General features: G+C 48.6%; 24 protein-coding genes and 2 pseudogenes. 9 read left to right on the forward strand and 17 right to left on the reverse strand.

What is annotated here, in order from left to right; translation table 11 throughout:
- Positions 1 to 81: 81 nt before the first annotated feature.
- Positions 82 to 1,305 carry an allantoate deiminase gene (gene allC, locus SACSAC_RS23100; protein WP_037293609.1) on the reverse strand — a complete coding sequence of 408 codons (1,224 nt, stop codon included), beginning with the start codon at positions 1,303 to 1,305 and terminating at the stop codon, positions 82 to 84.
- A 277-nt stretch (positions 1,306 to 1,582) separates the two neighbouring features.
- Here allC and SACSAC_RS23105 point away from each other — a divergent pair, with 277 nt between their 5' ends.
- Positions 1,583 to 3,214 carry a PucR family transcriptional regulator gene (locus SACSAC_RS23105; RefSeq protein ID WP_037290775.1) on the forward strand — a complete coding sequence of 544 codons (1,632 nt, stop codon included), beginning with the start codon at positions 1,583 to 1,585 and terminating at the stop codon, positions 3,212 to 3,214.
- Between the two features lie 231 nt (positions 3,215 to 3,445).
- On the opposite strand, the gene allD is transcribed toward SACSAC_RS23105, so the two are convergent.
- From allD to SACSAC_RS23120, 3 genes and pseudogenes are all read right to left on the reverse strand, one after another.
- Positions 3,446 to 4,504: an ureidoglycolate dehydrogenase gene (gene allD / locus SACSAC_RS23110; RefSeq protein ID WP_211251376.1), complete on the reverse strand. Its 1,059-nt coding sequence runs from the start codon at positions 4,502 to 4,504 to the stop codon at positions 3,446 to 3,448.
- A gap of 46 nt (positions 4,505 to 4,550) precedes the next feature.
- Positions 4,551 to 5,339: a (S)-ureidoglycine aminohydrolase gene (gene allE, locus SACSAC_RS23115; protein ID WP_037290776.1), complete on the reverse strand. Its 789-nt coding sequence runs from the start codon at positions 5,337 to 5,339 to the stop codon at positions 4,551 to 4,553.
- A gap of 158 nt (positions 5,340 to 5,497) precedes the next feature.
- Positions 5,498 to 6,217, reverse strand: a pseudogene (locus SACSAC_RS23120) (SDR family NAD(P)-dependent oxidoreductase).
- A 203-nt stretch (positions 6,218 to 6,420) separates the two neighbouring features.
- On the opposite strand from SACSAC_RS23120, the gene SACSAC_RS23125 reads away from it, so the two are divergent.
- The 3 genes from SACSAC_RS23125 to SACSAC_RS23135 all read left to right on the forward strand — a co-directional run bounded on the left by SACSAC_RS23125 (position 6,421) and on the right by SACSAC_RS23135 (position 8,432).
- Entirely contained in the window at positions 6,421 to 7,005 is a 585-nt protein-coding gene (locus SACSAC_RS23125; protein WP_051507349.1) for a TetR/AcrR family transcriptional regulator, read from the forward strand.
- The gene (locus tag SACSAC_RS23130; protein ID WP_037290778.1) at positions 7,002 to 7,745 is read left to right on the forward strand and encodes a CPBP family intramembrane glutamic endopeptidase; all 744 of its coding nucleotides are present in this window, start codon (positions 7,002 to 7,004) and stop codon (positions 7,743 to 7,745) included. The genes SACSAC_RS23125 and SACSAC_RS23130 overlap by 4 nt, the downstream gene beginning before the upstream one ends.
- Before the next feature lie 429 nt (positions 7,746 to 8,174).
- Complete coding sequence (locus SACSAC_RS23135) at positions 8,175 to 8,432, forward strand: hypothetical protein (RefSeq protein ID WP_037290780.1); 258 nt, start codon at positions 8,175 to 8,177, stop codon at positions 8,430 to 8,432.
- Positions 8,433 to 8,628: 196 nt separating this feature from the next.
- Here SACSAC_RS23135 and SACSAC_RS23140 read toward each other — a convergent pair whose 3' ends face one another.
- Positions 8,629 to 9,597 (reverse strand): SDR family NAD(P)-dependent oxidoreductase, encoded by a 969-nt coding sequence (locus tag SACSAC_RS23140; RefSeq protein ID WP_037290782.1) that lies wholly within the window; start codon positions 9,595 to 9,597, stop codon positions 8,629 to 8,631.
- 217 nt (positions 9,598 to 9,814) lie between these two features.
- Between SACSAC_RS23140 and SACSAC_RS23145 the strand changes: the two genes are divergently transcribed.
- On the forward strand, positions 9,815 to 10,369 hold the full coding sequence (locus SACSAC_RS23145) for a hypothetical protein (protein WP_051507350.1): 555 nt from the start codon (positions 9,815 to 9,817) through the stop codon (positions 10,367 to 10,369).
- Positions 10,370 to 10,715: 346 nt separating this feature from the next.
- On the forward strand, positions 10,716 to 11,249 hold the full coding sequence (locus SACSAC_RS23150; protein ID WP_156951071.1) for a hypothetical protein: 534 nt from the start codon (positions 10,716 to 10,718) through the stop codon (positions 11,247 to 11,249).
- Positions 11,250 to 11,282: 33 nt separating this feature from the next.
- Here the strand turns inward: SACSAC_RS23150 and SACSAC_RS23155 are convergent, their stop codons facing one another.
- Both SACSAC_RS23155 and SACSAC_RS23160 read right to left on the reverse strand, forming a co-directional pair.
- Positions 11,283 to 12,116 (reverse strand): GNAT family N-acetyltransferase, encoded by an 834-nt coding sequence (locus tag SACSAC_RS23155; RefSeq protein WP_037290786.1) that lies wholly within the window; start codon positions 12,114 to 12,116, stop codon positions 11,283 to 11,285.
- 55 nt (positions 12,117 to 12,171) lie between these two features.
- Positions 12,172 to 12,606 carry a DUF488 domain-containing protein gene (locus SACSAC_RS23160; RefSeq protein WP_037290787.1) on the reverse strand — a complete coding sequence of 145 codons (435 nt, stop codon included), beginning with the start codon at positions 12,604 to 12,606 and terminating at the stop codon, positions 12,172 to 12,174.
- Between the two features lie 99 nt (positions 12,607 to 12,705).
- On the opposite strand from SACSAC_RS23160, the gene SACSAC_RS23165 reads away from it, so the two are divergent.
- Complete coding sequence (locus SACSAC_RS23165) at positions 12,706 to 13,629, forward strand: VanZ family protein (protein WP_037290788.1); 924 nt, start codon at positions 12,706 to 12,708, stop codon at positions 13,627 to 13,629.
- Positions 13,630 to 13,697: 68 nt separating this feature from the next.
- Here the strand turns inward: SACSAC_RS23165 and SACSAC_RS23170 are convergent, their stop codons facing one another.
- From SACSAC_RS23170 to SACSAC_RS28105, 8 genes are all read right to left on the reverse strand, one after another.
- Positions 13,698 to 14,132, reverse strand: coding sequence for an OsmC family protein (locus tag SACSAC_RS23170; protein ID WP_037290789.1), 435 nt, complete (start codon positions 14,130 to 14,132; stop codon positions 13,698 to 13,700).
- A 25-nt stretch (positions 14,133 to 14,157) separates the two neighbouring features.
- Positions 14,158 to 14,904 (reverse strand): amino acid ABC transporter ATP-binding protein, encoded by a 747-nt coding sequence (locus SACSAC_RS23175; protein WP_037290790.1) that lies wholly within the window; start codon positions 14,902 to 14,904, stop codon positions 14,158 to 14,160.
- A gap of 16 nt (positions 14,905 to 14,920) precedes the next feature.
- Positions 14,921 to 15,565 carry an amino acid ABC transporter permease gene (locus SACSAC_RS23180; protein ID WP_037290791.1) on the reverse strand — a complete coding sequence of 215 codons (645 nt, stop codon included), beginning with the start codon at positions 15,563 to 15,565 and terminating at the stop codon, positions 14,921 to 14,923.
- Between the two features lie 42 nt (positions 15,566 to 15,607).
- Complete coding sequence (locus SACSAC_RS23185; RefSeq protein ID WP_037290792.1) at positions 15,608 to 16,429, reverse strand: substrate-binding periplasmic protein; 822 nt, start codon at positions 16,427 to 16,429, stop codon at positions 15,608 to 15,610.
- 28 nt (positions 16,430 to 16,457) lie between these two features.
- Positions 16,458 to 17,114 carry a TetR/AcrR family transcriptional regulator gene (locus SACSAC_RS23190; RefSeq protein ID WP_037290793.1) on the reverse strand — a complete coding sequence of 219 codons (657 nt, stop codon included), beginning with the start codon at positions 17,112 to 17,114 and terminating at the stop codon, positions 16,458 to 16,460.
- 154 nt (positions 17,115 to 17,268) lie between these two features.
- Positions 17,269 to 18,540 (reverse strand): MFS transporter, encoded by a 1,272-nt coding sequence (locus SACSAC_RS23195; RefSeq protein ID WP_051507351.1) that lies wholly within the window; start codon positions 18,538 to 18,540, stop codon positions 17,269 to 17,271.
- A gap of 37 nt (positions 18,541 to 18,577) precedes the next feature.
- On the reverse strand, positions 18,578 to 19,195 hold the full coding sequence (locus SACSAC_RS23200; RefSeq protein ID WP_037290794.1) for a TetR/AcrR family transcriptional regulator: 618 nt from the start codon (positions 19,193 to 19,195) through the stop codon (positions 18,578 to 18,580).
- Positions 19,196 to 19,406: 211 nt separating this feature from the next.
- Positions 19,407 to 19,838: a hypothetical protein gene (locus tag SACSAC_RS28105; RefSeq protein WP_156951072.1), complete on the reverse strand. Its 432-nt coding sequence runs from the start codon at positions 19,836 to 19,838 to the stop codon at positions 19,407 to 19,409.
- A gap of 531 nt (positions 19,839 to 20,369) precedes the next feature.
- Here SACSAC_RS28105 and SACSAC_RS23210 point away from each other — a divergent pair.
- Positions 20,370 to 20,627 carry a hypothetical protein gene (locus tag SACSAC_RS23210; RefSeq protein ID WP_037290799.1) on the forward strand — a complete coding sequence of 86 codons (258 nt, stop codon included), beginning with the start codon at positions 20,370 to 20,372 and terminating at the stop codon, positions 20,625 to 20,627.
- Positions 20,628 to 20,757: 130 nt separating this feature from the next.
- Here the strand turns inward: SACSAC_RS23210 and SACSAC_RS23215 are convergent.
- Together SACSAC_RS23215 and SACSAC_RS23220 are read right to left on the reverse strand one after the other, a co-directional pair.
- Positions 20,758 to 21,114, reverse strand: a pseudogene (locus SACSAC_RS23215) (sulfurtransferase); the annotation flags it as partial.
- A gap of 79 nt (positions 21,115 to 21,193) precedes the next feature.
- Positions 21,194 to 22,648 (reverse strand): restriction endonuclease, encoded by a 1,455-nt coding sequence (locus tag SACSAC_RS23220; protein WP_037290801.1) that lies wholly within the window; start codon positions 22,646 to 22,648, stop codon positions 21,194 to 21,196.
- A 276-nt stretch (positions 22,649 to 22,924) separates the two neighbouring features.
- On the opposite strand from SACSAC_RS23220, the gene SACSAC_RS27390 reads away from it, so the two are divergent.
- A complete protein-coding gene (locus SACSAC_RS27390; RefSeq protein WP_051507353.1) occupies positions 22,925 to 23,410 on the forward strand; it encodes an ankyrin repeat domain-containing protein in 486 nt (161 codons plus the stop codon).
- Positions 23,411 to 23,483 lie beyond the last annotated feature (73 nt).

A 23,483-nucleotide genomic window follows, 5' to 3' on the forward strand; every position in this document is an offset into this window, starting at 1 on the left:
AGACGGTCTGCTTGATTAAAAATGTAGACATGTGCCGATTGTCGAATAGCTTATCAAAGAGCTGGGTACAATTACGGTCGATCAGTAGGCCAGGCGCTTCAACGATTCGGCTAGAGCCTGCACGCCCTGTTGGATATCTTCCGCTTCGGTGTGCTCCGCGGGGTTATGACTGATTCCGCCAACAGAAGGAACAAAAATCATGCCTGTCGGTACGCGAGGCGCGAAAATCTGCGAGTCGTGTCCGGCACCGGAGTGCATGACTTGGTAACTTAAGCCGCTGTCTTGGCATACGTTCTCGATCGTCTCGATAATTCGAGCATCCATCGGAACCGGAGCTTCGTCCATCCACTTGTCGATCTCGATCTCGATGCCCATTTTCGCGGCGATCGTCCGCATGTCTTCTTCGATCTCCAGCGTGAAACGATCCAACGTCCGAGCATCCGTATGGCGACAGTCGATCGAGAACAGTGTCTCCCCGGGAACGACATTCACGGTATTCGGCTTAGGCTCGACCCGACCGAATGTCAAGACAAGCGGACTGCCTTCGGCCTTGGCTTTGTCGATGCTTTGCGTGATAATCCGAGCCATACATTCGACGGTATCTTTGCGATATTCCATCAATGTGGTGCCTGCATGGTTGGCCTCGCCTTTGAGGATGACCGTGTATCTTTTCTGACCCACGATCGCGTTGACCACGCCCACTTTTTTGCCCGTGTTTTCCAAGAAATTGCCTTGCTCGATATGCAGTTCCAGGAAAGCGGCGATACGGCTGTACTTCGGTGCGCCTTCCAAAAAGTCGAATCCGGCAGCGCGCATCGCGTCGGTGAAACGGATTCCCTGCGCATCGGAAATGTCTTCGACGTCCTTACGCTCGGCGATGCCGAAAATATTTTTCGAACCCCAGAACGCATACGGGAAACGGGAACCTTCTTCTTCGGCCATCGAAATGACTTGAAGCGATTTTTTCGGTTTCCCCTCTTTCTCCAGCAGTTCTTTTACCGCCAAATATCCGGCCATGATCCCCAATTGTCCGTCCAAACGTCCGCCTTTGGCAACCGTGTCCACGTGCGAACCCGTTGCAATGACTTCATCCGGCTGCTCGGTTCCCGCAACGGTGGCGAACAAATTCCCTACCGCGTCGAATTCGACAATCATGCCGAGTTCTTCGAATTTTTCTTTTAATGCATGCTGCGCTTTTATCCAAGATGGGCTATAAAGCAATCGAGTCGTCCCCGGACCTTCGGCATCGGAGATCCCCGAAATCCAGTCCATCAAGTCATCGATCGTTTGCGGCGCTGATTGGATCACAAGCTCACCCCTGTTTTCGATATTTTTGACCTTAGAATAAGCTTTCTGAGTTAAGTATAAATATAACCGCTTTCAATATCATTGGTCATTTATACAAAACGTTCGAGTTCTTTTGTTCATTCTGCACATTTTTCCGCTAAAACCATGTACGAAAATCTCAAAAATAGACAGTTGTTCAAAATCGACCGCTTTCATTCCGTCTTTGTAACTGACATACTATACGGGAGACAGATTTATTTTCATCAGCAGTCGGTTTTGCAGAAAGGAACTCGATATGACAACAATAGCTGACATCCTGAAGCTTCCCCGCTACTCGGATATCAAACTTTTAACCAGCCCCGAACGGGTCGATGCGAACAAAACGATACAAAGCGTGGAAATCTCCGAAACGCCCGATATCGAGCATTATATTCCCGCCGATGTGCTGCTTTTAACAACGGCGATGAGTTATACCGACGACCAGCAAGGGTTGATCTCGTTGATCGACTCGTTGATTCGCGCCAAAGCGGTAGGTCTGGGGATCAAGACCGGACGCTTTATCGGCGAAGTTGATCCAGCGGTCATCGCGTACGCCGAAAAGGTCGGATTTCCGCTGATCGATATTCCCAACACGTATTCGCTCGGCTCCTTACTTCACCAGCTGCTCAATAAAATCTGGGGCACGCGTTACGAAGAAATTTCGTTCGCCCTGGATATTCAAAAAAAGTTCTTCAGCCTGCTGGTGCAAAACGCGAATAACCAAGTGGTCATCAACAAACTGAGCGAAATCGTCAAAACGCCGATCATTTTGCTGAACCCTTTTAAAGAAATCATGGATTCATCCAAGCAGTTCAATCAGTCGGGCAATCCTGCGCAGCATTACGTCAACCAGATCGCGCAAAATATACAGGAGATGCCCAAAGAAAACGATTCGTTCATCGTCAATGGTCCCAAAGGACATGAAGTTCAAATCTCGATCATTCCGATTCGGGTCCATACGTATTTCCCGCACTATCTGGTCATCGTCAATCCGGAGCAAATTCCGTATCCCATCTCCAGCTTCGCGATCGATCAGGCGGCGATGGTGTTATCGTTCGTCCTGTTTAAAAACGAAAAAGTGTCCGAATCCCAACAATCGATCGCGACGGAACATTTCAAAGAATTGATCGATTACCATTCCGGCCCTACGCCTTCCGCCCGGTCTTTCGAATTGAACATGAAACACGGTTACTTGTTATCCGATCATTATCAGGTGGTGCATGTATTCGACGAAGCGGCGCTGGAAGACGCGATACCCCACCTTCAGCAAGAGGAACGCTTGGTTTTGGCTTCGCAATGGTTGCAAAAGCATGTTCCCGATTATTTTACGAACGGCTTAGTGCTCTTTTTCGGAGTCAGCAAAGAAACGGTCATTCTGGTTCAGCGCGAAACGGCCGATCTCGACGAACAGCTGATGGCGATGCGCAATCAGCTGCATGAAAATCTGGATATTCAATTGATTTTCAGCGTCGGCAATCCGTATACGGACTGGAAAAGAATCAATCAATCGTATACGGAAGCCAAGCTGGTATTCGAAGAACGTAAAAGCAATCTGCAAACGCAGCCGATTCTCCACTACAAAGACAAAGGCATGGTGCAGTTATTCCATCATCTCGAGAAAAACGAAGTTCGGTTTTTCTGTGAAAACGTGTTGAAGGATTTCGCTTATCCGAAAGAACCGGCGCTGGTGGAACTTCGCAAAACATTAACGGTCTATCTAGGCTCACAATGCGAAATCGCAAGTGCGGCTTCGGCTCTGTTCGTTCACCGCAATACGGTCAAATACCGCATTCTGCGCTGCGAAGAAATTCTCGGTCATGCCGTCAACTCGCCCAGCCATTCGCTGAATTTGCGGTTGGCACTCGCTTTGAGCGAGGAGACCAACTGAGGCATGTCTAACATCAATACGTATACAAAAAAGCATTGAAGACGATTCGGAGCACGCTTGGACAGGCGCTCACCGTTCGTCGTTCAATGCTTTTTTGTTACATTTCTTTGATAGCGCCCGAGTACCTTGACCGCTTAAGATGTTAGGTTACGTCCCTCAAAAACCCGCTTGAACCGTGCGTGTTTCTGATGAACGTAAACCTTGAATGGAATGCGATTAAGCTACTACTAGTTAATCGGAGGATTTTGCGAACGCGTCGAGCCCTTCGTAACGGTCGTAGTGGATCACGTCGGATTCGAAATAACGGATGATCGATTCCGGAATATCGACGCCTTCTTCGAGGTTTTTGAGATAGCGCTCGTGGCTGCCTTGTCCCGGATATTGAACGTGATCGAAACCGGCTGCCGGCTTGATCGCGTTCAGTTCTTTCATCGTTCGGGTGATGGACTCCTGGAACGGCTTCAATCCGACAAAACGTTCCGGGTCGATCAGGATATAAATTTGTCCGAGGTTACGCCCTTCATGCAGGTTATGATACATAGAGCTGACATCTTTGCCGAACGGCAGTCCCAACAGCACGCCGGACAGAATATCGACCATCATCATCAAGCCGTAGCCTTTTGGTCCCGCGATTGGAAGCAAGCCGTTGACTTCGTTCGGATCCGTTGTCGGCGCGCCGTCTTTGTCGACTGCCCAGGTGTCTGGGATCAGTTTGCCTTTCGAACGCGCGTCGAGGATTTTACCCCAGGCTTGTACCGTCGTCGCCATATCGAAGATCAACGGATCTTCGCCAGCGCTCGGTAGGCCGAACGCGATCGGGTTCGTGCCGTAGTAACGCTCCGCGCCGCCGTAAGGCACGACCATCGGATCGGACTGGCACATCGAGATGCCGATCAGATTGGCTTCGGCAATTTTGCGTACATAGTACGAAAGCGTTCCGGTGTGGCCGACTTTGGAGACGCCGACCACGGCTACGCCGCTTTCTTTTGCCATTTGGATCGCGGGCTCCAACGCTTCATTGGCCGCGTAGTGGCCTTGCGTGTTATCTCCGTGGAAGATCGCCGTGCTCGGTCCCGTTGCTTCGAAGTTCAGCTCCGGCTCTACGTTGATGCCGCCTTTGTTGATCCGCTCCGCATAATACTCGACGCGTACCGCGCCGTGGGAGTGGATGCCGCAAAGGTCCGCATAGACGAGGTGATGAGCGGTTTCTTCCGCTTGTTCGTCTTTCAATCCGGCAGCGACAAGCTTGTTTTTGATCAAACCGTGCAGTTGTTCGCCGCTGACGCGGATCATGTTCTCTTCAGTAGACATGGTTCAAGACCCCCTTCTTGGATGATTATACGCCCGGGTTGCGGTTGGCGTCTTTGGAATAGACATAAGCCAATTTTTCTTTGCGATCTGTCGAGTACGCGGCTTGCGGCACGTAAGAAGCCATGAAGATATAGTCGCCTTTTTCAACCGGATACCAGTTATTGTCGAGGTTGTACATGCCTTTGCCGGACAGGATGTAAGCGCCGTGCTCTTGGTAGTGCGTTTCCACGTAGCCGTGGCTGGCAGCCGGAGAGAACTCCAGAATGTGCATGTTCATATCGAAGCCCAGGTTGTCGGTCGGCAGCAGGTTCCAGAACAGAACGTCCGTCATGCCTTCGTATTCGATCGGTTCGATGTCCGCGCGGTTGCCCACGACTTTATGCGCCTCGTAGCCCGCGAGCGGATCATATTTGCGTTGGTACAGGAAAGCTTCGGTCATCTCGGACTGCGCGTTTTCGAAGTACATTTTCTCGCCTACCGGGAAGAATGCGTAACCGCCGTCCGTCAGTTCGTGCTTCTCGCTGCTGTCGCTGACGTTCAATTTGCCGGAAATGACGTAAACGAAAGTCTCGATGCCTTCGCCGCCGAAGCCGAGCGTGTTTTTGCCGCCTTCTTGGAACTCGGCGATAAAGTCGGAGAAGCTGGCTCCGAGCCGCGGCGAACCGAGAATGCTGATGCGTGTATGTTCAAAGCCGGGTACGACGTTGTTAACCAATCCATCGTGCGGCAAAATCGCGTAATTGTTCTTTTTGACGACTGCGCGTGAAGTGAGAATTCCATCCAGATAGCCGACGTTATTATTTTTATATCCCATGTCTGATCGTTCCCTTTCCATGAGTAGGATTACAGCCGAATTCACTGTTCCTGTTCATTGTAAACGCTTAGCTGGGAGTTCTACTAGTTTCAAAACATACAATTCTGAGGCTACGATTGTTGATGATGAACAAAGAAAGTGCTTTTTTTACACAAAAATCAGGCGTTAGTGTCAGTCATGGCCGGTAAATGAATCTCCTTGACGCAAGCTGCCGGGGATAAACCGATCAGACAGTTTGCCAGATCGACCACGTCCTGCAAAGGAATACGGGTTCCGTGATACGCTTCCAGCGCCCGTTCGCGTCCTTCCGCATAAGGAATCTCTGCTGCCAACTCGCCCGGATTGATGCAGGTGACGGCGATTCGATCCTGACGCAGATGTTCGCGCAGCGCTTCGCCGATGCCGCGGATTGCGAATTTGGACGCGACGAAGGAGACTTGGGAGTTGTTCGCGTTGCTGAGCCCCGCCGTGGAACCGATCAGGATGACTTTGCCGGAGTTCGATTGACGCAGATTCGGCAGAAGGCCTTGCAGACAAAGAATAGCCGAAGTGATATTGGTCTGAATCATGCGCGCGATATGCTCGGGCTCGTCTTGATCGAACGTGTAGTGATCCTCGAAGCCTTCCTTTTCCCAGATGCCCACATTGTATACGGCGACGTCCAGCTTTTCGCTTTGGACTTGATCGAAGATGGTTCTGGCGGCTCCGGGTTCGGACAAATCTGCCGGAATCCAGATTCGCTCGGCGCCGTCTTGCAGCTCCAGGCTGGACGGGCGACTCCGCGACACGAGCCACATGCGATCACCGGAATTGGGCAGACCTCTTGAGAAAGCGTCGCCGAGTCCTTAGCTTGCTCCGAAGATGAGGTAGTTTTTCATGTATATTTCTCCTTTTATGTTTTTACTTCGCTTTAGAATTTAATTTTCATTCACTTACTTTAATAAGCATATCGTATCCACTCAGAGTTGTTATGAAGATTTAATTAAGGTCAGCGCGCGCTTAAATTAAAATCTATTGACAACGTTCAAGTAATAAAATAACATTCGTAATATAACATAAGTTATTTAAAGGAGGAACTACATTGCCGCCAAAACCAAAGCTCACCAAAGAAGCCATCCTAAGCGCCGCTTTGGACTTGGTTCGAGAAGAAGGTGCGGATGCCGTGAACGCCCGCAACGTCGCCAAAAAGCTCAACTGCTCTACCCAACCGATCTTCAGCCACTTCGCTTCCATGGAAGAACTCAAAGCCGCCGTCCAAGCCCAAGCCGAGCAGCTCTACAACACGGCCATGATGGAAGGCTTACAGGGTGGAGAAGGATTCCTCGGCATGGGTCTGGCTTATATCCGCTTCGCCCGCACCGAGAAAAGGCTGTTCCAATTGCTCTTCATGTCCGGTGCGTTCCAACAGGAAAAAGCCGCCGAGATCGCCGGAACGACCGAGGGCGACGAGGAAATCATTCGCATGATCGCCCAGATGGCCGGGTTGAGCCGGGATCAGGCACAGCGTTTATACTCCGGCATCTGGTTCACCACGCACGGCATCGCTTCCCTGCTCGCAACAAACGGAAGCACGATGGATGACGCCGAGGCCAACCGAATCCTCCGCGACGTCTACAAAGGAATACTTATCAGTCTAAAACAAGAAAGCGAGGACACTTCACCATGATCAAATCCTTTATCCACAAACATCCTTACGGAGCGGCGATTCTGGCTGCTCTGATCTGTACTTTCCTGACTTCTGTCGGTGCCGCTATCACGCAAATCGCCGTACTCGATGACATACCCGGTTATCTGGTCATGTCTGCCGCTGTAGCTGGTTCCATATTAATCGGCTTTCTGCTCATGGCCCGTTCGGGTCACTCTCTGGCGTTTTACGGATTCCGCAAACCTGCTTCGGGCAGTGTAAAAAAAGTTTGGTTGTTTGCCCCGCTGCTGCTCCTCGAAATCGTGCCGCTTGTCATGTTCGCTCCCAAGTTCCAAGAAGCCGGCGCGTTTTACCTGGTTCTTATCTTGTTCACCATTCTGGTCGGGATCAACGAAGAAGTGTATTTCCGTGGGTTAGTATTCGGCTTTATCCGTCAAAAAGGTCCTAAAGCGGCCGTGATCGGTTCTTCAATCATCTTCGGCGTGCTGCACTCCGTCAACGCGCTCAGCGGAACTAACCCGTGGGCCGTTCTGCTGCAAATCGCGTTCGCTTTCTTAGCGGGTCTGGTGTTGGCCTTGATCGTGAGCATCACCAAAAGCTTGTGGATCGGCATCTTGTGGCACACGGTACATAATTTTATTTCCTTCGTAACGGAAACGTCGCTGAACCGGACTGCGCTGATTGTGGTCGGCGTGCAGGTGTTGGTGATGTTGGTATATGCGATCGGGTTGTGGAGAGCGGGGACGCGGGAGCAAATGTAACACTTAAAAACATCCGAATTTTCTATGAAGAAGACTTAATTTTATGCACAAGCACATACAGGATTCCGCCGAAAAGAAAACCTGCGAATATTAAACTCAGCACAATACAGGAAAGTACCGTCAAGATCAGTTGATCATTTGAGTTGGAGATATTAAGAACAATGAAAAACACGCACAAATATTGCTCTCTTGTTTAAACGGGATGGAGGACGCTGCTGCGGCAGTTCAATCGCGCCGGAGCCGGAGAGCGAAATGAGCATCCACCGAGCGGACGGGCGGAGTTCTTGCAGGGTGGAACTGTGTTCGAGCGTGAGTTGGGTGATGGAGCGGAAGATGTAGATTGCATTTAACGAATTTTGACTCTACTACAACATATATGGTATTGTTCGAATTTCACCTACCCATGATGAACAAGTAAGGAGGACATCTATGCTTACTATGTTAATGACCGTCGGGGCAGTTGCTTACATGTCTCAAGTTCCGTTTTTCCCCAAACATCAAAAAGGATATGAATATGGATACCTCGCGCTCCATTTAATTTTCATTTGGTTAATCGTGTCTGCCTATACCGGAAAAACAACGATCACGGAGAATATCCTTTTGCTGTTAGGAATTTTCTTATATCTTCCTGTATGTATCAGGATTTTCAAAAAAATCGATAAGCGTCGCCCAAGTTCTCTCAAGTGAATTTTTAAGTCTTTTATAGAAAGTCAGGTTTTTTTCAAGAAAACATCAAAAAACACACAAAAACGAAATGTTTTGTGCGCTTTTTAATGTTTGAATTGCCTATTTTATAGCCATATTCGCCAGACTTACGGGTACACGCGAAGCGACATGCAACCGTCAACCGACTTCTTTTTTTGAGTCTTAAACAAATCCCTTTTTACGCCCCGCTCACTCCGGTCAACTCCACCGACAAATCCCACAGTCGCTTTGCTTCTTCCGGATCGACCGCATAATCTTTCACGCCGACGCGCGGACCGTCTTCTTGCGCAGGTTCGGCAATATCGCAATCTTCGCAATACACGCCGCCTTTGCCTTCAAGCTGCGGCGAGGTCGCGGCCCAGACTTGCGTCGCGGCGCCTTGTTCCGGCGTTTTGAAGCCCGGGTTGCCTTTGCCGTCTTCGTCGATCCATTTCAGCGCGATCATTTCTTCCCGGCCCATATGCCGTTGAAGCGGGGTCAAAATGCCGCCCGGATGCACCGCGAAAGCGCGAACGCCCTGCTCCGCTCCGCGTCGATCCAATTCTACCGCAAACAGCGAATTCGCCGTTTTGGATTGGCCGTAAGCTTCGAATTTATGATAGTTTCCTTCAAAGTTCAGGTTATCCCAACGAATCGGAGAAAAGTGATGACCCGTCGACGATGTCGCTACAACCCGTGCGCCTTCTCCCGCGATCAACAGCGACCACAGCCGGTTGATCAGCGCGAAATGTCCCAGATGATTCGTCGCGAATTGCAACTCCCACCCCGGGCCGACGCGCGTCTCCGGACTTGCCATCACGCCGGCGTTCAAGATCGCCAAGTCGATGCTGCGTCCGCTTGCCAGCACCCGATCCGCAAAAGCTTTGACGCTGTTCAAATCGGACAAATCAAGCTCGCCGACTTCCACGTTCTCAATGCCCGACAATGCTTCTTGAGCGGCTTCCGGGCGACGCGCGGGCACGATGACGCGCGCTCCGGCTTTGACCAGCGCTTTGGTCGTTTCCAGTCCCAGACCGGAATATCCGCCTGTTACAAGAGCCAGCTTGCCGGACAAATCGATGCCTTTCAACACCTCGTCCGCCGTGCTTCTGAGACCGAAGCCCGATTCAATTTTTTGCTGAGGGGTTCGGGTATACGCTTGTGCCATGTTGATTCGCTCCTTTGAATTCGGATAGATTTGAAAGACTTTCGATGTTCTTTCTCCACTTTACTCCTTAGAGCGTACTATAAGTCAAGTTTGACGTATGGACCCGTTAGCGAATTTATTTACATCTTGGATACAATTCAGTTTTAAGTCGGATACATTCCTTGGGTAAGATAACCTCAGAACAAGAAAACAAGACTTCGAAGGAGATGGATGAACAATGCGTTACACAAAATGGATGGCCGCTTCACTCGCCGCAGGCGTGCTTTTGACAGGAACCGTATCCGCGCAGACCGCTTCGGCGGCAAACAGCACGACTCACTCGTCAGCCGCCGCTTCGACGACCGCCGCGAAAGCTCAAAAAGCGAACTTTACGGTAAGCGATGTGAATTACTCCGCCGCTCAATATAAAAGCATCGTCAAAGCTTTTGCGGCGTTCGACGGATTCGAGACCCCATACGTGCCGTCGCGCATGATCACGGGCGACGCGTTCAAGAACGTAGCCGTATCCGGCGACAGCGTTACGTTCTCGTTCAAATACATGAAAGTATCGGTATCCCCGCGCGACGATTCCTACGGCTACAAAGGAACGACCGTGACGCTGCCGAACTCCAATAACGTCAAAGGCAAATGGTACAAAATCGGCAAAACGGACATGCTCACCTTCCCGCTGAATGATCGGTTCGTGACGATTTACGCGCCTTACCATTCGCTGAGCAAAACAAAGCTGGAGCATGTGGCGGTGGACGTAACGCGGTACCAGCCGACCAAATAACCATACCTTTCAATAGATCGACAGGGAACTTGTTCCTGCTTGAAAGCCCGCGTCTAACGCGGGTTTTTCTTTTGCAAACCGCTTATTGAGATTTATGCGAAACATGAGGCCCAAGCCATGCTTCTTTGGTTCTATTGTTCGTTTCTATTTATCTTTTTATAATAAAAGGGATTATATTGAATATATGATAATTACATAACAACACCCTAATACATTTTGAAAGGAGATTATCCCTATCGCTATCGTTGATTTTTTTCTAAGAGTCGGCATTTGCGGGACTTTGATTTTCGGTTTATTGAGTTTCACGCAATTTTTGGGAAGAAATGCTTTTGCGGCAAAAATCAATATGAAATTCACGTTCATCTCGATCGGCTTGATTTTATTCTCGGTTCCGATCTTCGTTTTTTCTTCCGCTTCCGCCCGACCGTTTCATATCGATTCTTTTTTATCGAGTCTGTTCCTGCCCGTTTTATTCGCGATCATAATCAACAGTAAACGCGGAGCCACCGATCCTTTAAACTCCCGGCATCTAAAAGCCGTACTGGCCGAGTGGAAAACGGGAAAAGAAAACCGCCATCCTTACGAACTCCGAAGAGATCGCACAGAGTCTTTGATCACTGCCGGCGTTTATGCGTTTATTCTGATCCTTCTAAGCCGAATCGACTTCTACGGCCATACCGCATTGATGTGGAACCTTGCGTTGATGGGAGTTGCTCACGTTGTATATTTCGGAAAGTATCAAGGCGTTTGCCCTTACTGCGACTATTCGCTGCAAAACGTTCCGGTTCACCGATCGGCATTCCAATGCCCCGTATGCGGGCAGCGCATCATTCAAAACGGAAACCGGCTCGATCGGCCCAGAGGCAGAAAAGCAGTTTAATTTATCGGATGATCGCAGACGGCATCGGGTTGTTTACTTCATGTTTGCCCGAGGCATCCGACTCATTTTCGCAAAAGACGGCCCTCCTTGAAATCCGGCTTTCCGATACAGATTCTCCGCCAGGTTGCCCACCGTTACGCACAACTTGACCACGTCCGTATACGGTCGCGCTTGGTGTTTGACATGATGCAGCATGAATTCCGCGATTCCTCGGCCGCGGTGCGACGGTTCGACGCCGATTTCCGCAATCTCGGCAAAGCCGAGCGGCATCTTCTCCCCGACTCCTGCTATGCAGACGCCGATCGGCTTTCCGGAATGTTTGTCCGCGACGTATACGGACAAATTCCGCTGACGGTATACGTCCAGCAAATATTGAATATCGCCGCGCAGTTCTTCATCGCTCGGCGTACCGAACATTTCGTAATCGAGACTGCCCGTATAAGCGCTTCGGATCAACTCCTGAATTTCGTTCAAATCGCTTGCGCCGTCAAAAGGATGCAGCGAGTATCTTTCCGCAAGCGCGAGCGTTTCCCGGGAACTTACGGGACTGCACATGACGCGGCGAACAACCCGCGATTCAAAACCGCGAGCCAGCAAAATGTCCGCATCCTGCTGCATGACTCCGTTGATATGCGCGTCCTTTTCTCCGAGGCTGTCAAGCAGTCCCGTCCAAAACTTCTCCCGATCCGAAAAAGGCGGAATCAGAAACGGATACATCAGCGTATTGCCCAGTTTCAGAATTCCGCCTACTCTTCGTTCTTCTTCTACGATCCAAAAGCAATCTTCCGTCAATTTCGTATCGTTCAATCGAGCGGCCCAGTCGTACCACATCTCGATATCGGCATTCGAATAAATGACTTGGTTCACGGCAAACTCTTCTTGGTCTGCCCGTTCCCTCTAATAAACGGTTCTTGCTCGAATCTCAAAACAAATCGATCTGTTCCACCGTCACCGGATTCAACTCTACGGCCTGCACGCCGTAGTCTTCGAAAAATTCGCCGACCAGTCTGCGATGGCAGTAACGATGGTCTTTGCAGAAGCAGATCATTGCCACGTCCTGTCCCCGAAGCAGTCTTTTGTACACGTCCCGCAAAGCCGTAAGCTTCTCCTCGCTTTCTAATTCCCGACGAAAACGGCGCTCGTACTCGGGCCACCAGCTTTTGTCCGGGCGGTCTCTCCATTCGTCGAGATAGGTATGGAACAGATCGGGCGAAGGCGACAGCGCGCGGACGGTTTCGACGTTCGTAATCTCTGCTCCCGCCCTCGTGATCAGCAGGCGATCCGCCTCAGTCTTCAGTTTTTTCAATCCCGGCAGGTTAGAGGTGTACAGTCTGCCGGAAGGCTTGCTCGAAAGCATCAACGAATTCCCTCCTTTTTTTGCGGATTGGGTACAAAACAAATCTGAACGCCGTCTTAGGCATAGAAGCTCAAGTGATTCTTTTTAAAGGAGACCGCTATGCCCAACCGACGCAAACTTTTATTCGCCGCAACATCGCTTTACACGTTATTGGTGTTGTACTTCATGTTTTTCGCCTTCGGCAGAAACGATTCCGCGGCGGAAAGTTATACCTTTATCTTTATACCCGATAATTTTTTGAAATTGCCGACTCCTGCCGATCTGCTCCCTCCTACGCTGATGGATCTGGTCAGTTTGGGAAATATCGCGGCTTTTATTCCTTTCGGGATTTTGATCCCTTTGCTGCATCCGATAAAATTCGTGCGGTTTATCATCGGATTTGCCTTATCGATTACCGTGCTTGAAGTCGTGCAGGCGTTAACCATGCTCGGCAGTTTCGACGTCGACGACATTTTGAGAAACTCGTTAGGTGCGGCGATCGGATTCGGGGCGTATAAGCTCGGCATGCGTGCGAAAAGCGCTTGGCGGAGTTTGGTCGTTATGGGGGTTTCCATCGCGGTGCTGTTGATCGCAACGGGGACGGTCGGCGCGGGCGTGGATCAGGCGTTGGCCAAAAATCCGGGGCCGTTCGTAGCGCTGAACGAACCGGACGGCAGTAGCGGATCGGCAGCGCAAACGTCCGAACCGCATTCTTTTGTAGTCGGCGGTGAAGAAATCGTGCCTGAATTCAAGTTGTACGATGCCGAAAGCGGCAAGAAGGCAACGTACCGTTACAAGCTGGATAACGAAGAATTTTATTTTCAATTGGCATACGGAATCCCGGATCAAGACGACTTTAAAGGAAGCATAAGCATGTCCGTAGACGGGCAAGAGATTTTTTCCAATTCCGAAGAGTATCAAGAAAAAGCCCCGCAACTATTCGAGTGGTATTTCGAGCAAGCCGGCGAGATTACGATCACGGTAGAGGGTAACGAAAAAGCCTGGGATGCCGGGTACCGGGAAATGAAGCATTGGTGGGAATAAACGACGCAAAAAATGCCGTCGGCGTTATCGAACGCCGACGGCATTTCTTTTTGAATGAAGCAGGCTTGTTAGATGGACTTTTCCGGCTTCGGCACTTCAGTCCCGTTCAGGATCAAACGCAGGTTAATGTCCGCTTTGAGCGAGTCGGAGACCGCGCAGTACTTCTCTTCGGCCATCAACAGCGCTTTCCAGATCCGATAATCGGGAACGCTGCCGTCGATACGGAAAAACAGATCGATCGACGTAAAGCCCGACGGGTTGGTTTCTTTGCGCGTTCCGTCGGCTTCGATCTCGATGCGGGTAATGTCGGACAAAAACCGGTCCAAAATCATGGTGATGTCGATGCCCATGCAGCCTCCGAGTCCGGCCAGAAGCAGTTCCATCGGCGTCATGCCTTCGCCGTTACCGCCGTATTTCGGCGTCGCGTCCATGCCTACGGAATAACCGGACGGCCCGGTCGAATCGAACTTGCGGCCGCCTTTCCAGATTGTGGATACGTTCATGATGAATAACCTTCTTTCTCAACTCTTAAATTTCATTGATCTGACGCAAAAACTTCCGGGTCCGCTCTTGCTGCGGATCTTCGAAAAAGCGCTGCGGAGCCGCTTCTTCGACAATGTTTCCGTCGGCCATCAGCACGACTTTGGTCGCCACTTCGCGGGCGAACTTCATCTCGTGCGACACGACCAGCATCGTCATCCCTTCTTGAGCCAGCTCGCGCATTACGCTCAGCACTTCGCCGACCAGTTCGGGATCCAGCGCGGAAGTCGGCTCGTCGAACAGCATGACGGCCGGTTCCATCGCCAGTGAACGGGCAATCGCGACCCGCTGCTGCTGTCCGCCCGAGAGCCGAGACGGATAGTAGTCTTCGCGGTCCGCAAGCCCGACGCGGTGCAGCAGCTTGCGGCCGATCGCTACGGCCTGCTCTTTGGGAAGCTTTTTCACGGTGACCAAGCCTTCAGTCACGTTGCCGAGCGCGGTCATGTGCGGATACAGGTTGAACTGCTGAAACACCATGCCGCTTTGCTTCCGAATCTCCCGCGTCGCCTGCTGGCGCGCGCGCTTGGAAGCCGCCGACTCCACCCGAATGCCGTTCACTTCGAAGCTGCCGCCCGAAATGTCTTCCAGACCGTTCAGGCAGCGCAGCAGCGTGCTTTTGCCCGATCCGCTCGGTCCCAGGACGACCACGATATCCTTCGCCGCCACCTGGAGATCGATATTTTTCAGCACTTCGAGATCCTGAAAATCCTTGGATAAACCTGTCGTCGCGATCATCGCGTCACCTCCATGTTCAGTAAGCCTTGGCCAGTCTGCGCTCGAAACGTTCCAAGATGAAGGACAGCCCCGTGCTCATGATCCAATACATCACGCCGATCGCAAGATAAAAAGGCATGTATTGGTAGTATTGGGCAATCAGCAATTGCGCTTGGCGAAGCAGTTCGCTGACCGTAATGACCGAAACGAGCGACGTTTCTTTGAGCATGCCGATAAACGTGTTGCCCATGGGCGGTATGGCGATGCGCATCGCTTGAGGCAGCACGACCCGGCGCATCGCCTGCCAAGGCGTCATTCCGGTCGAATAAGCGGCTTCCAGCTGACCTTTGGGAACCGACAAAATCGCTCCGCGAAACGTCTCCGACAAATAAGCGCCGGCGTTCACGCTGAGCGCGATATAAGCCGCCGTGAGAGAACCCAACGTGATTCCGTAATCCACGACCCCGTAATAAATAATGACGATCTGTACCAAAAGCGGCGTGCCGCGAATAATGGATACATAAACGCGGGCCAACCAGCGAATCGGCCGATTGCCTTTGAGACGGGCGATCGCCACGACCAGTCCGATCATCAGACCGAAGAACATGGACACGATCGTTAGCAATAACGTAAACCCTGCGCCCTTCAGCAAGAAGGGCAGATTGTCGAACACGAGCTGCATGGATTCTACCGCCTTTCTGCCGGAGGGCGAATGTTCCCGTATTTATTTGGCCGGCGCTTCGCCGAACCATTTTTTGAAAATCGTATCGTAAGTGCCGTCTTCCTTCATATCCGCCAACGCTTTGTTCATGGCTTCCTGCAGCTCCGCGTTGTCTTTGCGAAGAGCGATGCCGGCTTCGTCCGATTTGATCGGTTCGCCTACCGCTTTGATCTTGAACCCGTTCTCGTCCACGATCGGTTTCAAGGCATACAGGTTGTTGATCGTGGCGTCGATGCGGCCCGCGTCCAAATCTTTCAGCGACGTAATGACGTCATCGTAAGTCTTGATTTCGAAATCGCCGACTTGCGGCAAAACTTCGGTGCGCAGATACGTTTCGTCGTTGGTGCCGAGTCCGACCCCTACTTTTTTGCCTTTGAAATCTTCCAGCTTCGTGATATCGCCGTTACCCTCGTTCACGATGATTTTGACCTGGTTCGTGATGTACGGATCGGTGAAATCGATCTGCGTTTTGCGTTCGTCCGTGATCGTGACCTGGCTGACCACAACGTCGAACTTTTTCGCCTGCAGGCTCGGGATCAATCCGGAAAATTCCTGCGTCGTGAATTCCGCTTTCACTCCGATGCGCTTGGCGACTTCTTTGGCGATGTCCGGATCGAAACCGTCTACTTCTTTTTGTTCATTCAAAAAGGTGTACGGCGGATAAGTGCCCATCGTGCCGACCTTGATCACGCCGGCTTTTTTGATCTGCTCCAATTCGTTCGCGGATGCCGCTCCCGAATCCGAATTTCCTCCGCACGCGCTCAAAAGAAGGCTCAAAGCGGTCAATGTCGCGAGGGTCATGCCTGCCAATTTACGTTTCGTCATCTTTTTTTATCCCCTTATCGTGATCTTGTTATCGTAATCTTGATTTTCCCAACAATCCGTAGAACTCGAAATTCGCCAATTCGCTCGCCAACTGCTCGGCGCTCGACTCCGCGATCTTGGCATGCATATCGCCCGGGCCGAACAGCCAGCGCGAAAGCAGGCCTTCGCACATGCTCATCAGCAAAGCGGCTCGAAGCTCGACATCGATCTCCTCGGGCAGCATACCCAGCTCTTTTGCCCTTTGAATATTGCGCCGAAAACCTTGTTCCATCGCGTTTCGCGCAACGGAAATGCTTTGCCTGATCGTCAGATCGGCTCCGTTGCCCATCAACAAGATTTCCATCAGATGGCGGTTAGCCGCCGCGAAGTCGAACAATCGCAGGAATAAGGCTTCCGAAGCTTTGACCATATCGTCGAGATCTCCGGTGTCCTGCCGATAGCCTTGGTCGATCACCTGCAGCAGACGTTCTTTACCCTGCTCGATAATCTCCAGCCCGATCGCTTCCTTGCTTTTGAAATGCCAATAGAAAGTGCCCTGTGCGACGCCCGCTTCGGATACGATGTCGGATATCTTCGTTTGGTGATAGCCCAGCCTTGCAAACTTCTCCAACGCGATCTCTATCAATTGAGCTTTTCGATCGACAAGCTCTTTGCTTTTTTCCTCATTCGATTCATCGTTAGGCAATCTGTATCCCCTTCCCGATTGACGAGTCAGTCAGTTCTTATTTTTAAATCCTATGGGATAACTCAGGTATTGTCAAGCAGATTTCTGAAACGCGAAAAAAGCCCATATGGTTCCGGGCTTTCCCGCTCTTTGCTTTCTTGCTTTGTTTCACTTTTCAACCCGCTTGATGATTACGTTCGTCACCGGACGGCATAGCGAGCTTGCGCGCAAGCGGCGGCAGCGAAAAACAGTACCAAAAACCCAGAATCGTGATGCAAACGGCCAACATGTAATGCAGCCCGGAAACGGCAATCCAAGCAGGAAAAGCGACCGCTACCAGACCCAACGCGGCAGAATGGCCGAGCATCATTATCGGTTCGATCAGAGCGTTGACGCGGCCGATGTTTTGCGGAGAAACGAGTTCGGGCATCCAGCTTCCCAAAGAAATGTTGACGGGCGCCAGAACGATTCCCGCCGACAATACGATCGCCAAATAAACCGGCACCGTATCGGTTGATCCCAACACGACAAGCAGCATGCCGACCGCAAACAAACCTGAAATCAAGACCGGAGTTCTCGTGAAACGCTTAATCAAGCGAGGAGCGATCAAGCTGCCGATCAAAAAACCGATGCCGAGAAATACGGTAACCATCGAGGAGTAGACGACATAATGATCCGGGCTCAGCTTGTACTTCATCGCGAAAATCGGAAGTACCGCGAACACGCCGTTCATCACTCCGAAGAACATGAACCCGCTGATCAGGACAAGCAGCAGTTTATGTCGAACAATATAACGAAGACCGTGAAGGAAGTCCGCGAAAAAAACCGGAAAGCGAAGATCGCGAATCCGGTTTTTTCCGTTGGGTATACGGGCATGTTCGGGAAAATCGCCCTTGACGAACAACAAACCCGACACTATGAAACTAATACCGTCCAAAACGAGAGCGCCTGCAATTCCGACAAAATGATAAGCCGCCGCTCCCAGGCTCATTCCGAACAGCATGAACACCGACATCACGATTTGATTCAAACCGGCAGCTTGAACATATTGATCGTGCCCGATGCTTCCCTGTAACAATCCCATCTCGGCCGGACCGAAAAACTTGGAGATCGCGCTGCGCAAAAAAAGGATGACGAAGCACAAAAAAATAAGATCGTAGTGCACGAACAGCAGAAGCAGTACCGTCAAGCCCGCCCGAATCCAATCGCTGTATATAGCAATACTTCTGCGATCAAAACGGTCGGCAACTACTCCCACGATCCAAAACACGGCCAATGCCGGCAGCGAATACATCAGTTCCGCGGTAGCCGCGAGGGAAGGTCGCTCGCTGAAACGATCGACTAAGTAATAAGCGAATGCCATGTTTCCGACGACGGTACCCAACTGAGAAGCGATCGTGGCAAAAAACAGCTTGCGGAAAGTCGGATTGCGAAAAAGCAGCTTCATCGTTTTCCCTCCTTCAAATCGATCGACACCCTATGCATCATTTTTCGGCGTGGAGCAGGTCGTATAAATACCGAAGCAAAGCTTCGAATTGCAGCTGCGTATTGGCTTTGTGCAATCCGATCGTGACCGAATGCGTCACGATGCCTTCTTGGAACGAAGAAGCCAGTTTCGCTATATCCGCCGTATTCATGGACGGAGCAAATTCGCCGCTGTCCGCTCCGGCTTGAAGCAGCTTTCCGAAACGTTCGATCCCTTTTTGGTAGCGCTCTTGCAGCAGCTCGCTCCGGGAAGAGTCCCGCCATCCTACCAAAAAGTATTCGTAAAAAGCCGGAACGATCCCTCCGCCGTAAGTCTCGAGATCATGAAGCTGCCGGGCATAAAGTTCGCGGACGATTTCCCAAACCGACGAGGATTCTGCTTTTAACCGTTCAAGCTCCTTTTCGTATTCCGCGTCCTGATGATCCAGCAGCGCTTCGAAAATCTCTTCCTTGGTTTGGTAGTAGAGATAAATCCATCCCCGGCTCATTCCTGCTTCTTCGATGATGTCCTTGAGCGAAGCTTCTCCATAGCCTTTTCGAATAAACACGTTTTTCGCAGCCTGCAAAATTTGCCGATTCCGTTCTTCTTTTCGTTGATCGGTCAATCGCGGAGACATGTGTTTCACCATCCTTTTCATAAAATGAACCATGTGTCATTTTAATAATAATGACACATGGTTCATTTTGCAATATAAATATTTTTCCGCGCTAAAAAAGCCCGCGACCTCCGCGGGCTTCCTTATTTCAAACTAAACTGGACCTCTTCTACCATCCAAGTCGGATTATACCTGTACGAGTTCCTATGAATCTTAATAAGATTTGTATATTTTAATATCTCGTATACACATAGAATCCAGCAGGCAATTTGAATTCAAGACGCACGCCTTTGCCTTTATTATATTGCTCTACGCGTTTTCCCGCCGCTACTCCGCCGCCACCAATTACTCCTGCAATCGTTGACACCAACAACGTGGGAGGAGTCGGAATGAATCTTGAAATTACCGAAGCTCCTACAACCGTTCCACCGCTATTGATAAGCGTTTGTGCAAATTCAACAGCCGCATTGTTATCCATAAATACGGTAACGCCCCAAATACTAATCGAGTAAGAAGTACCCGAAGACGCTGCCGCTGCGGACTTAATACCGAACTCGGATAATACTCCAGAAGGATTCCCCACGATCTCTACAGATAAATCGTCATGAACAACCGGATTTCCATTTCTTACGGATTCATTAATCAGATTGGGGCGTGTACGCAAACTCCGACGGAAGCAGATTTTGCTGAATTTTCGTTCTCGGCAAGGAACTTTTCTGAAGGCGTGCCGGGGCACGTCGAGGGAAAGTGACGCGGTTGAGAGCGAAAAGGCAGCAAAAGATGCACGTCGCCCGAGTTTGCGTACACGCTCTAATATGACGTTCTATCTTCTGAGCATTTTCTTCGCTAATATCGACTTCTTTTTTATAATCGCTATTGAAATCTACTTCTCCATCAGGCAGCATTTCGACGCACTTGGATAATTCCTGATGAAATCGAAGAATCATGAGTTTCGATCTCTGCGGCAGAAGCTCCGTAAAATGGTAGAGTTGTCGTAAATAAAACTGCCGCAAGTCCGGTTGCCATCATCCTTTTAGTTTTTGAGTTAATCTCAAATTTCATAAGTAAAATAAATTAATTTATTCTATATTTTTCACTATTAGCAATTATATATGTTACGCTTTATTATGTATTTTCATATTATTTAATTGTTCAAATCTTAACTATAAATGCTGAACAAGTCAGGAGGACATCTATGGTTACTATGCTGATGACAATTGGAGCGGTTGCTTACATGTCTCAGGTTCCCTTTTTTCCCAAAGATCAAAAGATAAAAGAGTACGGCTACTTGGCTCTTCATTTAGCTTTCATTTGGTTAATCGTCTCTGCTTATACCGGAAAACTGATGATCGCTGATTCTACTCTTTTGGTTTTAGGGATTTTGCTGTATCTTCCCGTGTTCACTAGAATCTTCAAAAAAATAGACAAGCGTCGCCAAACTTCTCTCAAATAACTTTTTAATTCGTACTATAAAAAACGCGTACAGGTCTTTGCGGTCAGTGTACATGATCGAGCCTGTCGCGTTTTTTTATTAGTCTCAATACCTGTATAAGCGTTCTAAAAAGAAGAAAGTTAGATGGATTTTATTTCTCACTTTTTAAAAACGCAAACTTTATCTTATACTTCTTCCCCGTCCCTATCGCATTATCGTCATACGAGATCCAATCGCTCCAGCTTCCGGCATACAGCCGCACGCTTGTGAAGCCGGCCTGTTCCAGCGCCAGCACGTTCGGGGTCGCGCTCACGCCGGAACCGCAGTAGACGACGATCTCGGCGTCTTTGTCGATGCCTTTGAAGTGCTGCTCCAATTGTTCGACGCTCTTGTACGTGCCGTCTTCATTAAATAGATCCTTCCAGAAGAAATTGATCGCGCCCGGAATATGGCCGCCGACCTGGTCCATCGTCTCGTTCTGGCCCAAATATCTCAGTGGTTTTCTATTAAACACATATCTAGAGTCTAAATGGAGAAATAAAGATAGAAATGCTTTGGATAAGTGGTTAGACCAATAGTCAGAATTACTATAAAAGAGTCCTTACGATTCTCGCTTGTTTTAACTTTTCTTGTTCGTCAAATTGAAAAATTTCTGCGTAATATTCAGCATGTTTTATGCCTAAATCAAAGTCGAAGCTGTTGAAATCATACAGGTTAAAAAAAATCTCGTCATGCAAGTTTTCTTCGTCCGCAAACTCTTTAAAATACTCGCCGATTTCTTCATCATGAAAATATCGACGATAAATTAGTTTTGAATTTTTAACGAATTCTTGATTGTATTTCACCTTTAATATTTGATGGCCGTGACTCATTTTATTTACGTAAACTTCTTTCAACCTTGATGAAATTAAATACTCGTCTAAATATTCTAATAAGTGAATGGCACTAATTATGTTTGCTAAAAAAAATAGATCTAAGTCTACATCTTCTTTCGTTATTTGATTATAATTATCTAAACTCTTATATTCGTTCGCTTTTAAATAGTGTTTAATGCTTTCTGCTATTTCACCTTGATGAGCCTTAAGCGCTCCTAGCTGGGCATAGGAAAGGTGTCTTAAAAAGTCTCCTCTTTTTTTGTTAGGGAAGTTTTTGATTTTTATTATGAAATTCAAATGTTCTTCACACTCTTTAACATATTTAAGTAAGTCTGTAGAAGAATTAGATAAAACTGGGGAACAAATTTCCGAGATCAGTTTTGAGATTAACTTTACTCTTAGTTTAAGATTAGACGTATTCTTACGAAGTTCATTTCTGATAATGGAAAGTTCTGCTAAACTTTCATTCTCGGAATCTCCATATTGTGAGAAATTCATTATACTGAGTTGCTCAATCAGTCCATACTGTGTTAAAAGTTCGTTAAGCTTATTTCCATCTATTAATTCAAGTGGCTTTCCGTCCGCAAAGTTTGTCGCGTTAGAAGTGAAAGTACTATTCGTTATCAATATCCCTTTATTCGCTCTTTCTGACATAACGACCCCAAATAAATCTCTAAGCGGAGGCTCTCCTACTGTTCCGCTATAACGTTTACATTGCACAATATATTTCCCTTGAAAGAACGCTTGATTGCTAAAAGCAATCAAATCAATTCCTCCATCTGCTGTAGCTTTTGTTATGCTTACCTCTAGTCCCATAGCAGATAGTAGTTTATGAACTAGATGTTCAAATTCTATCCCAGTCATTGAATCGATTGAATCCAAAATATCTTCGTCTGATTCCACCAACTCTTGGCTATACATCAATTTATATGTTTCAAAAACTAGTTTTACAATTTCATCCAATTGATCTTTTTGGTCTAAATCTAGATTATAGTTTTCTGATAGTATTATTAAAAAAGTTGTAATTTCATCTTGTTCATTAGCTCTACTTCCTATAATTGTACAATAAGCTTCTACAATTCTTCTCAAAGTTAAATCGGTAATATTATTCACTTCAATATATTCATCAATCTTATAGTCGAGTTCTTGTGCCTTTTTGTTTATCATTTAATCGCCTCCATTTTACACAATTTTATCACATTCGTTCTTTAATTGACTATCTCAACTAACTGGAATTTTTATTCCACACAATGTTAAGGAGAAATTATTGCAAAAGCAAAGGACTATTTTAGAATGTAACTTTATATATCCATTTAACATTAACTAAATTCACTCCACACCATAAATTTTTTCTTAATTTGAGGGATTATTTTAAGAGAAGTGAATTTTATTGATCTCTCACCTGTCCGAATGCTTCTTTTTAAGAAAAGGAGCGAGCTTACGATGTCTATTCAAGAAACAGAGCAGTTCTTATATCTCGCACAAAAACAAGACTATTTAGCTTGTGCACTTTTTCTACATGATCATACAGAAGTTATCTCCACAGTACCTGTTCTTTTATATAAGTATGCAGAGATGGCGGACAAAGGATTGCTTCACATATTGTTTAAGCATGGTCTTGATGTGAATGTGCAGGACTTTGGCGGTAGAACTCTGCTTAGCTTTGCTTGTAAGCTTGGTGATTCTTCGCTTGTTACTTTTCTGTTGGGGCAAGGTGCTGATGTTGCCATCGTGCAAGATTCCGGAGAAACCCCTCTGATGGTGGCTGCAGCTAGAGGAAACTTGTCCTGTATAAAGCTCCTTCTTGAACATGGTGCTGATCCTAATTACAGATCCGGGGACGGCCGTACAGCACTTTCTGAAGCCATTGACAACTTTCAAACGGAGGCTGTACATTTTTTGCTGGGCAACGGGGTTTTACGGGCATAACTCAGTAAAACGAGGTTATGTGACGTGCGGCACATTTTTATTATCTGGTTACGCACAGAACCTTAGACACGTG

This window comes from Saccharibacillus sacchari DSM 19268 (assembly GCF_000585395.1).
Taxonomy (GTDB): Bacteria; Bacillota; Bacilli; order Paenibacillales; family Paenibacillaceae; genus Saccharibacillus; species Saccharibacillus sacchari.